Origin of the sequence: Serratia ureilytica (genome assembly GCF_017309605.1) — a bacterium.
Taxonomy (GTDB): domain Bacteria; phylum Pseudomonadota; class Gammaproteobacteria; order Enterobacterales; family Enterobacteriaceae; genus Serratia; species Serratia ureilytica.
Map to the genome: position 1 here is coordinate 3,510,438 of NZ_CP071320.1, position 12,966 is coordinate 3,523,403.

The following is a 12,966-nucleotide window of genomic DNA, read 5'->3' on the forward strand; positions in this document are numbered from 1 at the left end:
ATCGTCCGCTTCGTCAGCCCCCACGCGTAAACGAGCCGGAAAATTCTGTCGCCAACAGGCAGAAACCCTGTATTCAATGGGGTTTGCACACACATTTTTTTACCTGCCCATAGCTGGACTAACGGGAGAGGATGATTATCATGTTACGCAGACTACAGATGCAGAGAGCGTTGTATGCAACATATCATTGAAGGTTTCCTCAGTTTCCAGAAAGAGATTTTCCCGCAGCGCAAGGAACTGTTCCGCAGCCTTGCCTCCAGCCAAAATCCCAAAGCGCTGTTTATCTCATGCTCTGACAGCCGTTTAGTGCCCGAGCTGGTCACACAGCAAGAACCTGGGCAGCTTTTCGTTATCCGTAACGCCGGCAACATCGTCCCTTCCTTCGGCCCGGAGCCGGGCGGCGTCTCTGCCACCATCGAGTATGCAGTGGTGGCGTTGGGGGTTACCGATATCGTGATTTGTGGCCACTCGAACTGCGGCGCCATGAAAGCGATAGCCTCCTGCCAGTGCCTCGATCCCATGCCTGCCGTGGCCCACTGGCTGCACTATGCCGATGCGGCAAAAGCGGTGGTCGAGAAGAAAACGTGGAATAGCGAAACAGACAAAGTTAACGCTATGGTCGAAGAGAACGTTATTGCTCAGCTAAATAATATCAAAACCCACCCTTCTGTGGCGGTGGGTCTGCGCAACAGCGGGCTGCGCCTGCACGGCTGGGTGTACGACATCGAAAGCGGCGAAATTCGCACGCTGGATAGAAACACCAAGAGCTTCGTGTCTTTGGCCGATAATCCCGACGTCTATTTCGAATAAAATAGCGTCCGGTTTAGCCATTAAATAAAATCCACGCCGCGGCGTGGATTTTATTATCCGCCTTAAGCCAAGCGCGCCTCTATCGCCGCAGCGAAGTCGCGGCACATCCGTTCGTCACCCTCAGCGTTGTCCGCCAATACCGTCTCGCCATCCACCACCCGGATGTGCGCCTGCAAATCGAAATCTGCCGGCGGCTGCGGGCGCTTGGCCGCGGCGGCCATCGTCTGCTGCGCCTCATGCCACGCCTGCGCCACCGTCTGGTTGCAGGCCTGCGCCAGAGAGTCCGGATTAAACCCTTCGCCGGTCAGGCTGCGCAGCGTGTCGTCATGGCTGACGCTGTTGCCCGGCAACCAGTAGTGTTGCGCCAGATCCGGGCCGATGGCCGGGTTGTCCGTCAGGTAACCGTCGCGCTGCAGGAAGAAGTGACGGGTTTGCTCCACCGCCATCATCGCCAGCAGATAACCCTGATAGGAACAGGCGGACTCCAGCGACAGCAGGTGCGGGATCGCCAGCGTCGGGCGCGGGCTGCCGCTGATGCCGAGGATCTTTTGCTCGACCTCGCGCGCCAGTGCGGTGATGGCTTCCGGCGTGCGTTGCTCGTCATCCCACTGGTACAGCGCCCACTCGAAGTACGGCACCAGCAGGATGTGGCGCTCGTTGAACGCGCGCATCGGCTGGCGCGCCGCGATGCCGGCTTCGATCAGCGCATCGGGCACCGCTTCGCCGGCGGCGTTTTTCGCATAGCGTTTCAGCCAGTCGGCGTCGTCCAGCAGGCTGTCGCAGAACATCGACTGGGTTTCGGCATAGGCCATCGAGGTCGGCGGGAACTCCTGCGAGAAGCACGGCGCATTCTGGCGGATGTTGGCGAAGTGCGCCGCGTGGCCGCCCTCGTGGAACAGGGTGTTGAGCCCGGAAGCGCCGCTGCCCACCTGCCCCGGCTGCGCCAGGCTGGTGAAGTTGATGCGCGCCGGCACCCATTCCCCCTGACGTACAAACGGCGGCACCGGGCCGTGCATAAAGCCGTTCTCATACTTGCCTTTGCGCACCAGCAGATCGAGATTCATCTCGGCGCCGCCAAAACCGATGTGCAGACGTTTGAAGCTGTCGACCCAGCGTTCCAGCGAACGAGAAAACGGGAAGTAAGGATCCAGTTGACGGGTGACGTCGCCGGCGCTGGCGAAGCGTACGTTCCACGGCTCCAGCGCCTGGTCGCCCTTGTCGGCCGCCAGCTGCCGCAGGCTGCGCGCGTTGGCCGCGCGGGTTTCCCGCTCGAAGCGATCCAGAATGGCGAACAGCTGCTCCGGCGTCATGCGCTCGGTTTTGTTCACCTTGTAGTCGAAATAGTTGCGATAACCCATCTGGCGCGCAAAGCGGTTGCGCAGGCCAATCAGCTCCGGCAGGCCGTTATGCAGCAGCCATTGCTCCAGATCGCGCAGCGCCTGCTGCGAGCTGCGGCGGTAGTCTTCGTTCGGGTTGGTCGCCTGGTTGGTCAACAGCTCGCCGAGCGAGGCCGCCACCCGCCGCCCGTCGGCGTTCAGGTGCGTGACCTGATAGCCCTTGCGGCGCGAGTAGAGATCGGACTCGGCGTGGATGATTTGATCCAACAGCGCCTGCGCCTGCGAGTCTTCAATGGCGTTGCAGTCGAAAAAGCGCAGCCAACCTTGCAGGCCATGGATCAGCGCATCGCGCTGCGCCTCCTGCGGCAACGCTTCCAGCCCGGCAAGCAGACTGCGGATCTCGGCCAGCCGGCGAGGTTCGGCGACGAAGCGCTTATAGGCGCTTTCCGCGGTGGAAAAGCGCGCCGAGACGTCTTCATCGCCGGTGCCCATGTAGTTTTGCCAGAACAGCTCTTCTTTGGCGCGGTGAACATCGAGGTAATCCTGGTTCAATTGATTGAAGTAATCGAGAGCCTGTTGCATAACCGTCCTTCTCAGCCGATGAGGAAATATCCCAGTATAGTCGCGCTTAGGCCTGACGCAGGCGCTGCAGCCCCTGCTCCAGCGTCTCGCTCTCGCCGGCGGCCACCAGGCAACAGGCGACCTGCCGCTGGATGGCCTGCGGGATCGCCACCTCGCCCGCCAGACAGCGTTCAGTCCAGCGCGCGGTGGTTTCAGCGTCTTTCGCCGCCGGCAATGCCGGTGTTTCATCCGGCAAGGTGCGCTCCAGCAGCACCTGCTGTTCGCCGCCGACGATGTGGTGAATTTGCGGGCAGCGCAGCGGGTTGGCGTAGGCCTCGCCTTCCGTGCCGTGCATCAGCAACCCGCGGGCGCCGATCTGGCGGAAAAACGACGCCACCCGGCCAACATACTCCGGATGTGAGACGCTGGCGAGGCGCAACGCATCCTGTTCGCCAAACGGCGTCGCCAGCTTGGCCAGCGTATGGGCGCTGTTGCGCACCCCCATGCGCCAACGCAATCCGAGCTGCCGCGCCAACGGCGCCGACAGCGTGGAAACCGGCATGAATACCGCCTCGCCGTTATCGAGACGCCGCTGGGCGTGAGCGGCCTGTTCCGACCACGGCAGCCCCAGAGCGCGGAAAATCTCGGCGCTGGTCACGCGGGTGCTGTCGTCCAGGACGCCGTGCACCACCACCGGCAGGCCCACTTTCGCCAGCAGCAGCGCCAGCAGCGGCGTCAGGTTGGCCTGCTTGCGCGCGCCGTTGTAGCTCGGCAGCACTACCGGCAGCGGGCGCCCTTGCGGCGCCTGCAGCGACAATACCTGCTGCTGCATCGCCTGGTAGAACCCCAGCATCTCCTCTTCGGCTTCGCCCTTGATGCGCAGCGCGATCAGAATGCCGCCCAGCTCCAGCTCGGGGACCTCTCCAGCCAGCATCGCCTGATACAGCTCAAAGGCGGTCTGCCGATCCAGATCGCGCGCATGATTTTTGCCGCGGCCTATTTCTTTGATAATTTTGGTGTAATCCATCCGAAGGTTCCCTCAGCTCACTCTTCGGTTAGCATACCCTATCCGCGCCGCCGCTCAACCTCCTCAGCCAGCCGCCGCTGCGCGTCATCGCCCTCGCGCAGCCCGGCGATCACCCCGCCGGCGTCGTCGGCGCTGCGGTTTTGGCTCATCTTCCATTTGCCTTCGCGCCGGGTGACGGCGATCTCGATACCGACGATGCCTTTAAGCTGCGCGGCGATGTAGTTGGCCGGCGCATCATCGAGCCGCCAGGGCGCCGGGCGGCGCCCTTCCTGCTGCGCGGTCAGATCGATCAGTTGGCGGCGCAGCCAGGCCGGATCGTCCATCACCGTCGGTACGCCATACAGCTGCACCATGCTGTAATTCCAGGTCGGCACCACCTTGCCGGTCTGGCGCTTGCTCGGGTACCAGCCGGGCGACACATAACCTTCCACGCCCTGAAAAATTACCAGGCATTCCGCCGCGTGCTGCAGCCGCCGCCAGTGCGCGTTGGCGCGCGACAGGTGCGCCCGCAGCCGCAGCTGCCCCTGCTCGACATCAGCCACAAACGGCAGCGGGTCGGCCGTCAATCCGTGCTCGCCGTGGCTGACCAACAGCCCCAGCGGGTGGGCGCGGATCAACGCCAGTTGGGCATCCAGATCGTCTTCGCGAAATGCGGCGGGTTGAAACATCAGTGCGGCTCCTTATCGCTCTCTCATGATGACAACAGTAAAGCACCCGCCGGCGGCCTACTTAAGATCCGCTTTCTGGCTATTTCGAGTGATCCGCTTTAACAACAGCAGGGCCACGCCCATCGCCAACAGATTAAATACCATGGCGCCGGCAAAGGCCTGGGCATAGCGCTCCACCTCGCCGCCGCTCGCCAACAGCGGCACAAAACCGACGCCGCTGACCACGATGCCCAACGCGCCTCCCACCTGCTGCACGGTGGCGACCAGACCCGCCGCCATCCCCGCCTGCCGCTCCTGCGCCAAACCCAGCACCAGATTCAGCAGCGGCGTCATGCTCAGCGCCTGACCGAACCCCAGCACCACCAACCCCGGCAGCAACCGCAGCGGATGCGCCAGCGCCTCACCCCACAGCGCCTGCGCCATCAATAGCGCCAACCCGGCGGCGTAAATCGCCACGCCCACGCTCAGCACGCCGTTGCCCCACCGCTGCGCCAGCCGGGGCGCCAGCATCGACGCCAACATAAAGGCCGCGCTGGCCGGGGCGAACAGGCTGCCCGCCTGAAAAGGCGTCAGCCCCGCCCCCGCCTGCAGCAGCAGCGCGAAACACAAGAAAAACGAGGAAGCGGTGGCATAAATCGCCAGCACCACCGCCATACCCGGCGCGAAACCCGCCTGGCGGAACAGCGCCGGATCGAGCACCGCATCGTCACCGCGCTGCGCCAGACGCCGCTCCCAACGCAGGAAGCCCCACAGCGTCAGCATCGCCAACGCCAACATCGGCGCTATCCACCACGGCCAGCCGCGCGCCGGCCCCTCCAGCAGCGGCAGCAGCAACAGCGACAGGCCGGTCGCCGCCAGCCACAGGCCAACGCCGTCCAGCCGCTGCGCCTGCGCCACCCGCGATTCGGGAATGCACCGCACCGCCCACAGCGCCAGTGCGCCGATCGGCAAATTGATCAAAAAGATCATGCGCCAGCCGCTGCCGAACAGGTTGGCCTCGATGATAAATCCGCCGAGGATCTGGCCGAAGATCGCCGCCAATCCCAACGTCATGCCCAGCCAGGCGAAGGCGCGCCGTCGCTGTTGCGGCGCGTACAGCACCCGCATCAAGGCGTAAATTTGCGGGAACAACAGCGCCGCCGTCGCCCCCTGCAGAATACGCGCGGCGATCAGCAGGCCGAGCGATCCCGCCAGCCCGCACAGCAGAGAGCTCAACGTGAATCCCAGCATGCCGAGGCTGAACAAGCGCCGACGCCCGAAGCGATCGCCCAGGCGCCCACCGGCGATCAACAGTACCCCAAACGCCAGCTCGTAACCGGCGACGATCAAACCAACACCGGCAAAATCGGCGGCGAACTGCCGCTGGATCACCGGCGCCGCCACGTTGACCACAAACAGATCGAACACCGTGACGAAGCCGCCCAACAGCAGTACCGGCAGGCCGGGCAGCCCTCGCCGCTCACCAGATAATGAATGTTCCATACCACCTCCAGAGATTATGATGGCCGCAGTATGGAACAAGGTTTAAACTGTTACTATATAGCCACTTATACTATTACTAACAGCAACAGGACGGCCGATATGCCCCCACGCACCCTCGAACGCACCCGCCACGAACTGGGGGATTTTCTGCGGCAAAAGCGAGAACAGCTGTCGCCAGAGGCGGTCGGCTTGCCGAGCGGCAGCCGCCGCCGCACGCCGGGATTGCGGCGCGAGGAAGTGGCGGCGCTGGCCGGCGTCGGCCTCACCTGGTACACCTGGCTGGAGCAAGGCAGGGAAATCAATGCGTCGGTGACGTTTTTGGAAAATCTGGCGCGGGTGCTGCAGCTCGACGCCGCCGGCCGCTACCACCTGTTCTTATTGGCGCATCAGCGCCCGCCGGTGCCGGTTGGGCATCAGTGGTGCCAGGTTTCGCCGTTGGTGCGGCGTCTGCTGGACGATTTGGCGCTGCGTCCGGCCTACGTCATGAACCTGAGTTGGGACATCATCGCCTGGAATCCGGCGGCACAGCGGCTGTTCGCCATCGGCGATCGCCCGGAGCAAGAGCGCAACATGTTGTGGATGCTGTTTGCCGATCCGCAGCTCAATGAGCGCCTGCTGGAGTGGCAGGCGCAGGCGCCGCAAATCCTGGCCAGCTTCCGCCGCGACTACGCCCGCGCGCCGGAGGATGAGGTAATGCGCCAACGGGTGCAGGCGCTGGAGCGGGTGTCGCCGCCGTTCCGCCGGCTCTGGCGGCAGCATGACATTCACGGACGCTGTCAGGGGCGGCGCAGCTTCGTCGTCCCGGAGATCGGCCCGGTCACCTTTGACCATGCCTCTTTCATCGTCGACGAAGAGAACCATCTGCGGCTGGTGATGTACAGCGCGCTGCCGGACGAACCGGCCAGCGCGGCGTTTGAAGCGCTGCTGCGCGAGGATTAACGACGGCTGTCGAAAATGAGTTTGCAGGCCAGCCCGGCGAACACGCCGCTCAGCAGGTAGTTCGGCCAGCGGGCGCTGAAGCGGCGACTGGCGAAACGGCTTTTCATGCCGCTGACCGCCAGGATCACCCCGCCGTTAATCAGCAAGCCGACCAGATTCAGCACCGTCGCCAGCGCCAGCATCTGCACCACCACCGAGCCGGCGCGCGGATCGATAAACTGCGGGAACAGCGCCAGCACGAACAGCGCCATCTTCGGGTTGAGGATGTTGGTCAGCAGCCCCTGTCGGAAAATGCGCGCCGTCGGCACCGCCTGCAACCCGGCGGAAGCCTGCAGACTGCTGCCGGATCGCAGCGTTTTCCACGCCAGATAGAGCAGATAAGCCGCGCCCAACATTCTCACCGCGTCGTAAGCCAGCGGCACCGCGACGAACAGTTGCGACAACCCCAGCGCCGCCGCCAGCGCGTGGCAGTAAGTGCCGAGTTGAATGCCCGCCAGCGAAGCGAAACCGGCCCGCCGCCCCTGGCTGACGCTGCGCGAAGCGATCAGCAGCATATCCGGGCCGGGGGTCAGCGCCAGCGCCACGCAGGCACCGGAAAACAACAACAGCGTTGCGGCATCAATCATGAATCACCTGATAAGAAGACGGACGGGGATGGAGCGTCCATCATAGCGACGCCGACGTGGCTTGTCAGCGCCGCTCGCGTCAGATCACCCACAAATCGAGATACTCGTTGACCGGCATCTGCGCCAGCCGCTGCCGGTCCAGCGACACCTCAAGAATGCGCTGCTGCTGCAGGGCCGGGAACTGGCGCGCCAGGTTGGTTTTGAACTTCTCGATCAGCAGCGGGATGCCCTCTTCGCGCCGCCGCGCATGGCCGATAGGATACTCCACGGCCACCTCATCCAGACGGCTGCCGTCGGCGAACTCCACCGTCAGCGCATTGGCTATCGAGCGTTTTTCCGGATCGTGATAATCGTGGGTGAAGGCGGGATCTTCGTGGCAATGGATCTTGCCGCGCAATGCGTCGATGCGCGGATCTTCGGCCACCCGGTCCTCGTAATCCGCCGCCGTCAGCCGGCCGAACAGCAGCGGGATCGCCACCATATACTGAATGCAGTGATCGCGATCCGCCGGATTATCCAGCGGCCCCTGCTTGTCGATAATGCGCAGGCAGGCCTCGTGGGTGCGGATGCTCACTGCGGCGATGTCGGCGGCGGTTTTGCCGGCGGCCTGCATCTGGCGGTGCAGCGTCATGGCCGCCTCCACGGCGGTCTGGGCATGGAACTCCGCCGGGAACGAAATTTTAAACAGCACGTTCTCCATCACATACGCGCCGTACGGCCGCTGGAAGCGGAAAGGTTTGCCGTTGAACGAGACGTCGTAGAATCCCCAGGTCGGCGCCGTGAGCGCCGAGGGATAGCCCATCTCACCGGTGGCGGCCATCAGCGCCAGCCGCACCGCGCGGGCGGTCGCATCCCCCGCCGCCCAGGATTTGCGGGTGCCGGCGTTCGGCGCGTGGCGGTAGGTGCGCAGCGACTGCCCGTCCACCCACGCCAGCGACACCGCGTTCAGGATCGCCTCGCGGCTCAGGCCGAGCAGCTGCGCCACCACCGCGGTGGACGCCACCTTCACCAGCAGCACGTGATCCAACCCTACCCGGTTGAAGGCGTTTTCCAGCGCCAGGCAGCCCTGGATCTCATGCGCCTTGATCATGGCGATCAGCACCTGCCGCATGGTCAGCGGCGCTTTGCCCGCCGCCACCGCCTGGCGAGAGAGCCAATCGGCCACCGCCAGGATCCCGCCCAGGTTGTCCGACGGGTGGCCCCACTCCGCCGCCAGCCAGGTGTCGTTAAAGTCGAGCCAGCGGATCATGGTGCCGATATTGAACGCCGCCTGCACCGGATCCAGCTGGAAACGGGTGCCGGGCACCCGGCTGCCGTTCAGCACCTCGGCGCCCGGCACCACCGGCCCCATCAGTTTCTTGCAGGCCGGGTAGCTCAGCGCCTCCAGCCCGCAGCCGAGGGTATCGAGCAGGCAATAATGGGCGGTGCGGTACGCCGCCGGGGTATCGACGGCCTCTTTCATCACATAATCGACGATATCGACCATTTCGCGATCGAATGGCGGACGGCGGGTATTGGCAGACTCAAGCATCATGATTCCCAAAGGCTCCAGAGTGAAAACGACACGATAACGACCGGCGCTCAGCGCTGATCCAGCGGTACGAAGGCTCGCGCTTCCGGCCCGGTATAGTTGGCGGACGGGCGAATAATTTTGTTGTCCTGCCGTTGCTCGATGATGTGCGCCGACCAGCCGCTGACGCGCGCCATGACGAACAGCGGCGTGAACATTTCGGTGGGCACCCCCAGTTGGTGGTAAGACACCGCCGAGAACCAGTCGAGGTTGGGGAACATGTTTTTGGTGTCGCGCATTACGCTTTCCAGCCGGTCGGCGATGTCATACAGCTTCATCGCACCCGTTTCCTGCGACAGGCGCAGCGCGATCTCTTTGATCACCTGATGGCGCGGATCGGAGACGGTATACACCGGGTGCCCGAAGCCGATCACCACCTCTTTGTTGTCGATGCGGCGGCGAATGTCGGCTTCCGCTTCGTCCGGCGTTTCATAGCGTTGCTGGATCTCCAGCGACACCTCGTTGGCGCCGCCGTGCTTCGGCCCGCGCAGCGCGCCAATGGCGCCGACGATCGCCGAATAGACATCGGATCCGGTGCCGGCGATCACCCGGCCGGCGAAGGTCGAGGCGTTGAACTCATGCTCGGCGTACAGGATCAATGACGCGTGCATCGCCTGCTCCCAGCTGGCGGAAGGTGCTGCGCCGTGCAGCAGGTGCAGGAAGTGGCCGCCGATGGAATCGTCGTCGGTCTCCGGCTGAATGCGCTCGCCGTTGTGGCTGTAGTGATACCAATACAGCAGCATCGATCCCAACGACGCCAGCAGCCGGTCGGCGATGTCGCGCGCGCCGGCCGCGCCGTGCTGCTCTTTTTCCGGCAGCGTGCAGCCGAGGGCCGAAACGCCGGTGCGCATCACGTCCATCGGGTGAGATGCCGCCGGCAGCGCCTCCAGCACCGTGCGTACGCTGGCGGGCAGGCCGCGCAGCGCTTTGAGCCGCTGCTTGTAGGCATGAAGTTCGTCGCGGTTGGGCAACTTGCCGTGGATCAGCAGATGGGCGACCTCTTCAAACTCGCAGTGGCGCGCGAGGTCGAGAATGTCGTAACCGCGGTAGTGCAGATCGTTGCCGCTGCGCCCTACGGAACACAGCGCGGTATTCCCGGCGGGCACGCCGGATAACGCCACGGATTTTTTCGGCTTAACGCCAGTCGGGCTTTGCGGGGGGATCGCTTGGCTCATACTGTCCTCATTTGGCTTCTGCGTGAATGGCGCTTATTCGTCGCGTTGGCGAGCGAACAGAGCGTCGAGTTTCTCTTCGAACAAATAGTAGTTGATGCTTTCATACAGCTCGTTGCGGGTCTGCATGGTGTCGATGACGTTTTTCTGCGTGCCCTCCTCGCGCAGGGCGCGGTACACCCGCTCCGCCGCCCGATTCATCGCCCGGAAGGCCGACAGCGGATACAGCGCCATATCCACCTGGGCGCTGCGCAGCTCCTCGGTAGTGAACAGCGGCGTCGCGCCGAATTCGGTGATGTTGGCGAGGATCGGCACCTGCGTCGCTTCGGCGAAGCGGCGGTACATGCCCAGCTCGGTAATCGCTTCCGGGAACAGCATGTCGGCCCCGGCCGCCACGTAAGCCTGAGCGCGCTCGATGGCCGCCTCCAGCCCCTCCACCGCCAGCGCATCGGTGCGCGCCATGATCACGAAGTCCGGATCGCTGCGCGCATCTACCGCCGCCTTGATGCGATCCACCATCTCTTCGGTGGAGACGATGGCCTTATTGGGCCGATGGCCGCAGCGCTTGGCGCCGACCTGATCTTCGATATGCAGCGCCGCCGCCCCGGCCTTGCTCACCGAGCGCACCGTGCGGGCGACGTTGAACGCCGATGCGCCGAAACCGCTGTCGACATCCACCAGCAGCGGCAGCGGGCAGACATCGGTGATGCGGCGAATATCGGTCAACACATCGTCCAGCGTCGAAATACCCAGGTCCGGCAGCCCCAGCGAACCGGCCGCCACGCCGCCGCCGGAAAGATAGATGGCCTGGAATCCGGCTCGCTGGGCCAGCAGGGCATGGTTGGCGTTGATCGCGCCGGCGATTTGCAGGGGTTTTTCTTTACTCAGGGCCTGACGAAAGGCGAGCCCGGGTGAGCGCAGCGTCATGACGTTCTCTCCGATTAGCTAGATGGAACAGACAGAGCAAGAGGCGGGCCAGGTTGCACTTTGGCGAGGAAAAAATTAAAAGCGATAAAAATAAGTGAGTTATAAAATTCGCATCGCCATTGGGCAGACCAAGCGATAAAAAACGTTTCAGTTAACGTTTCAATCTCGGTTTCAGTCGGCATATTTGAAACATGACTGAAACAAGGCTACACCTAATGCAGCCACTTTCATTCGGTAACCCACCATGAGCGATCACATCACGCCGCCCCGCACGCCGGACAAACCGGTGATCTGGACCGTCTCCATCACCCGCCTGTTCGATCTGTTCCGGGACATCAGCCTCGAGTTCGACCACCTGGCGACCATCACCCCGATCCGTCTCGGCTTCGAGGAGGCGGTGCAGCATATCCGCTCTCGCCTGGCTAGCGAGCCTTGCGACGCCATCATCGCCGCCGGCTCCAACGGCGCCTACCTGAAAAGCCGCCTGTCGGTGCCGGTCATTTTGGTCAAGCCTGGCGGCTTCGACCTGCTGCAGGCGTTGAGCAAGGCGCGCAGAACCGCCGATCGGATCGGTGTCATCACCTATAAAACGCCCCTGCCCGCGCTGATGGAGTTCCAGCAAACCTTCGATCTGCCGCTGGAGCAGCGCAGTTACGTCACCGAAGAGGACGCGCGCGGCCAGATCGCCGAGCTGAAAGCCGCCGGTATTCAGGCCGTGGTCGGCGCCGGCCTCATCAGCGATCTGGCGGAAGAAGCCGGGCTCACCGCCATTTTTCTCTATTCCGCCGCCACCCTGCGCGCCGCCTTCAGCGATGCGCTGGACGTAACGCGCCTGATGCTGGGCGGCGGCAAACGCGGCGGCGATTACGCCGCACGCGATACCCTGCAGCCGCGCTATGGGCTGGGCGATTTGCAGGGCGACTCCCCGCAGATGGAGCAGACCCGGCGCACCATCATGCTGTACGCCCGCTCGCCGGCGGCGGTGTTGATTGAAGGCGAAACCGGCACTGGCAAAGAGCTGGCGGCGCAGGCGATCCACCGCGAATACTTTTCCCGGCGCGGCGCGCCGTCCAGGGGCGCGACGCCGCCGTTCGTCGCCATCAACTGCGGCGCCATCGCCGAATCGCTGCTGGAGGCGGAGCTGTTCGGCTATGAGGAAGGCGCCTTCACCGGTTCACGGCGCGGCGGCCGACGCGGGCTGCTGGAAACCGCCAACGGCGGCACCCTGTTTCTGGATGAGATCGGCGAAATGCCGCTGCACCTGCAAACCCGGCTGCTGCGGGCGCTGGAAGAAAAAACCATCACTCGGGTCGGTGGGCAACAGCCGGTAAAGGTCGACTTTCGCGTCATCAGCGCCACCCACACCCGCCTGGAGCAGGCGATTCAACAGGGCGATTTTCGCGCCGATCTGTTTTACCGCCTGAGCGCCCTGCGGCTGCAGCTGCCGCCACTGCGGGCGCGCGGCGACGATATCGCAATGCTGGCGGAACACTTTCTGAAACAGTCGCTGGCGGCGCTCGACGTGCCGCTGACAGAGCCGCTGCGCGCCACCCTGGCCGGGTGTTACGCCGCGCTGGGTCATTACGCCTGGCCCGGCAACCTGCGCGAGCTGCGCAACATGATGGAGCGGGTGGCGCTGATGCTGAGCACCGGCGTCGCACCGAGCGGCGAGACGCTGCGCTGGCTGCTGCCGGAGCTGGCGGCGGTCTCGCCGCCCGAGACGCAGGCGGCGCCCGTCTCCGCCCACGAAGCCCTGGCGCGGTGTGGAGGCGACCACGCCGCCGCCGCCCGGTTGCTCGGGATCAGCCGCACCACTTTATGGCGCCGGCTGAAAAAACCGAACTGAG

At 64.1% G+C, this 12,966-nt stretch carries 11 protein-coding genes; 3 read left to right on the forward strand and 8 right to left on the reverse strand.

The features are described from left to right. Positions 1-174: 174 nt before the first annotated feature. A complete protein-coding gene (locus tag J0X03_RS16455; protein WP_004939270.1) occupies positions 175-810 on the forward strand; it encodes a carbonic anhydrase in 636 nt (211 codons plus the stop codon). 62 nt (positions 811-872) lie between these two features. Here J0X03_RS16455 and J0X03_RS16460 read toward each other — a convergent pair whose 3' ends face one another. The 4 genes from J0X03_RS16460 to J0X03_RS16475 are packed head-to-tail and all read right to left on the reverse strand — an operon-like array spanning position 873 to position 5,885. Continuing rightward, complete coding sequence (locus tag J0X03_RS16460) at positions 873-2,729, reverse strand: M3 family metallopeptidase (protein ID WP_160204120.1); 1,857 nt, start codon at positions 2,727-2,729, stop codon at positions 873-875. A 46-nt stretch (positions 2,730-2,775) separates the two neighbouring features. Then, positions 2,776-3,735: a DNA-binding protein YbiB gene (ybiB, locus tag J0X03_RS16465; RefSeq protein WP_047572182.1), complete on the reverse strand. Its 960-nt coding sequence runs from the start codon at positions 3,733-3,735 to the stop codon at positions 2,776-2,778. Between the two features lie 38 nt (positions 3,736-3,773). After that, a complete protein-coding gene (locus tag J0X03_RS16470) occupies positions 3,774-4,403 on the reverse strand; it encodes an FMN-binding negative transcriptional regulator (RefSeq protein ID WP_123061490.1) in 630 nt (209 codons plus the stop codon). Between the two features lie 57 nt (positions 4,404-4,460). Further along, a complete protein-coding gene (locus J0X03_RS16475) occupies positions 4,461-5,885 on the reverse strand; it encodes an MFS transporter (RefSeq protein ID WP_123061489.1) in 1,425 nt (474 codons plus the stop codon). A gap of 99 nt (positions 5,886-5,984) precedes the next feature. Here J0X03_RS16475 and J0X03_RS16480 point away from each other — a divergent pair, with 99 nt between their 5' ends. Then, positions 5,985-6,824, forward strand: a complete 840-nt coding sequence (locus tag J0X03_RS16480; protein ID WP_160204119.1) for a helix-turn-helix transcriptional regulator — start codon at positions 5,985-5,987, stop codon at positions 6,822-6,824. Here J0X03_RS16480 and J0X03_RS16485 read toward each other — a convergent pair. From J0X03_RS16485 to prpB, 4 genes are all read right to left on the reverse strand, one after another. Continuing rightward, a complete protein-coding gene (locus J0X03_RS16485) occupies positions 6,821-7,450 on the reverse strand; it encodes a LysE family translocator (protein WP_047572190.1) in 630 nt (209 codons plus the stop codon). The genes J0X03_RS16480 and J0X03_RS16485 overlap by 4 nt on opposite strands. Before the next feature lie 79 nt (positions 7,451-7,529). Further along, the gene (locus tag J0X03_RS16490; RefSeq protein ID WP_160204706.1) at positions 7,530-8,981 is read right to left on the reverse strand and encodes a bifunctional 2-methylcitrate dehydratase/aconitate hydratase; all 1,452 of its coding nucleotides are present in this window, start codon (positions 8,979-8,981) and stop codon (positions 7,530-7,532) included. A gap of 50 nt (positions 8,982-9,031) precedes the next feature. Beyond that, the gene (gene prpC, locus J0X03_RS16495) at positions 9,032-10,195 is read right to left on the reverse strand and encodes a bifunctional 2-methylcitrate synthase/citrate synthase (RefSeq protein WP_160204118.1); all 1,164 of its coding nucleotides are present in this window, start codon (positions 10,193-10,195) and stop codon (positions 9,032-9,034) included. Positions 10,196-10,228: 33 nt separating this feature from the next. Next, the gene (gene prpB, locus J0X03_RS16500) at positions 10,229-11,119 is read right to left on the reverse strand and encodes a methylisocitrate lyase (RefSeq protein WP_033642375.1); all 891 of its coding nucleotides are present in this window, start codon (positions 11,117-11,119) and stop codon (positions 10,229-10,231) included. Between the two features lie 244 nt (positions 11,120-11,363). Between prpB and prpR the strand changes: the two genes are divergently transcribed. After that, the gene (gene prpR, locus J0X03_RS16505; RefSeq protein ID WP_160204117.1) at positions 11,364-12,965 is read left to right on the forward strand and encodes a propionate catabolism operon regulatory protein PrpR; all 1,602 of its coding nucleotides are present in this window, start codon (positions 11,364-11,366) and stop codon (positions 12,963-12,965) included. Position 12,966 lies beyond the last annotated feature (1 nt).

Coding starts and splice junctions, on each gene's coding strand:
- J0X03_RS16475 (WP_123061489.1), bottom strand. CDS start 5,885: ATGGAACATTCATTATCTGGTGAGCGGCGAGGGCTGCCCGGCCTGCCG.
- ybiB (WP_047572182.1), bottom strand. CDS start 3,735: ATGGATTACACCAAAATTATCAAAGAAATAGGCCGCGGCAAAAATCAT.
- J0X03_RS16485 (WP_047572190.1), bottom strand. CDS start 7,450: ATGATTGATGCCGCAACGCTGTTGTTGTTTTCCGGTGCCTGCGTGGCG.
- J0X03_RS16470 (WP_123061490.1), bottom strand. CDS start 4,403: ATGTTTCAACCCGCCGCATTTCGCGAAGACGATCTGGATGCCCAACTG.
- J0X03_RS16460 (WP_160204120.1), bottom strand. CDS start 2,729: ATGCAACAGGCTCTCGATTACTTCAATCAATTGAACCAGGATTACCTC.
- prpC (WP_160204118.1), bottom strand. CDS start 10,195: ATGAGCCAAGCGATCCCCCCGCAAAGCCCGACTGGCGTTAAGCCGAAA.
- prpB (WP_033642375.1), bottom strand. CDS start 11,119: ATGACGCTGCGCTCACCCGGGCTCGCCTTTCGTCAGGCCCTGAGTAAA.
- prpR (WP_160204117.1), top strand. CDS start 11,364: ATGAGCGATCACATCACGCCGCCCCGCACGCCGGACAAACCGGTGATC.
- J0X03_RS16455 (WP_004939270.1), top strand. CDS start 175: ATGCAACATATCATTGAAGGTTTCCTCAGTTTCCAGAAAGAGATTTTC.
- J0X03_RS16490 (WP_160204706.1), bottom strand. CDS start 8,981: ATGCTTGAGTCTGCCAATACCCGCCGTCCGCCATTCGATCGCGAAATG.
- J0X03_RS16480 (WP_160204119.1), top strand. CDS start 5,985: ATGCCCCCACGCACCCTCGAACGCACCCGCCACGAACTGGGGGATTTT.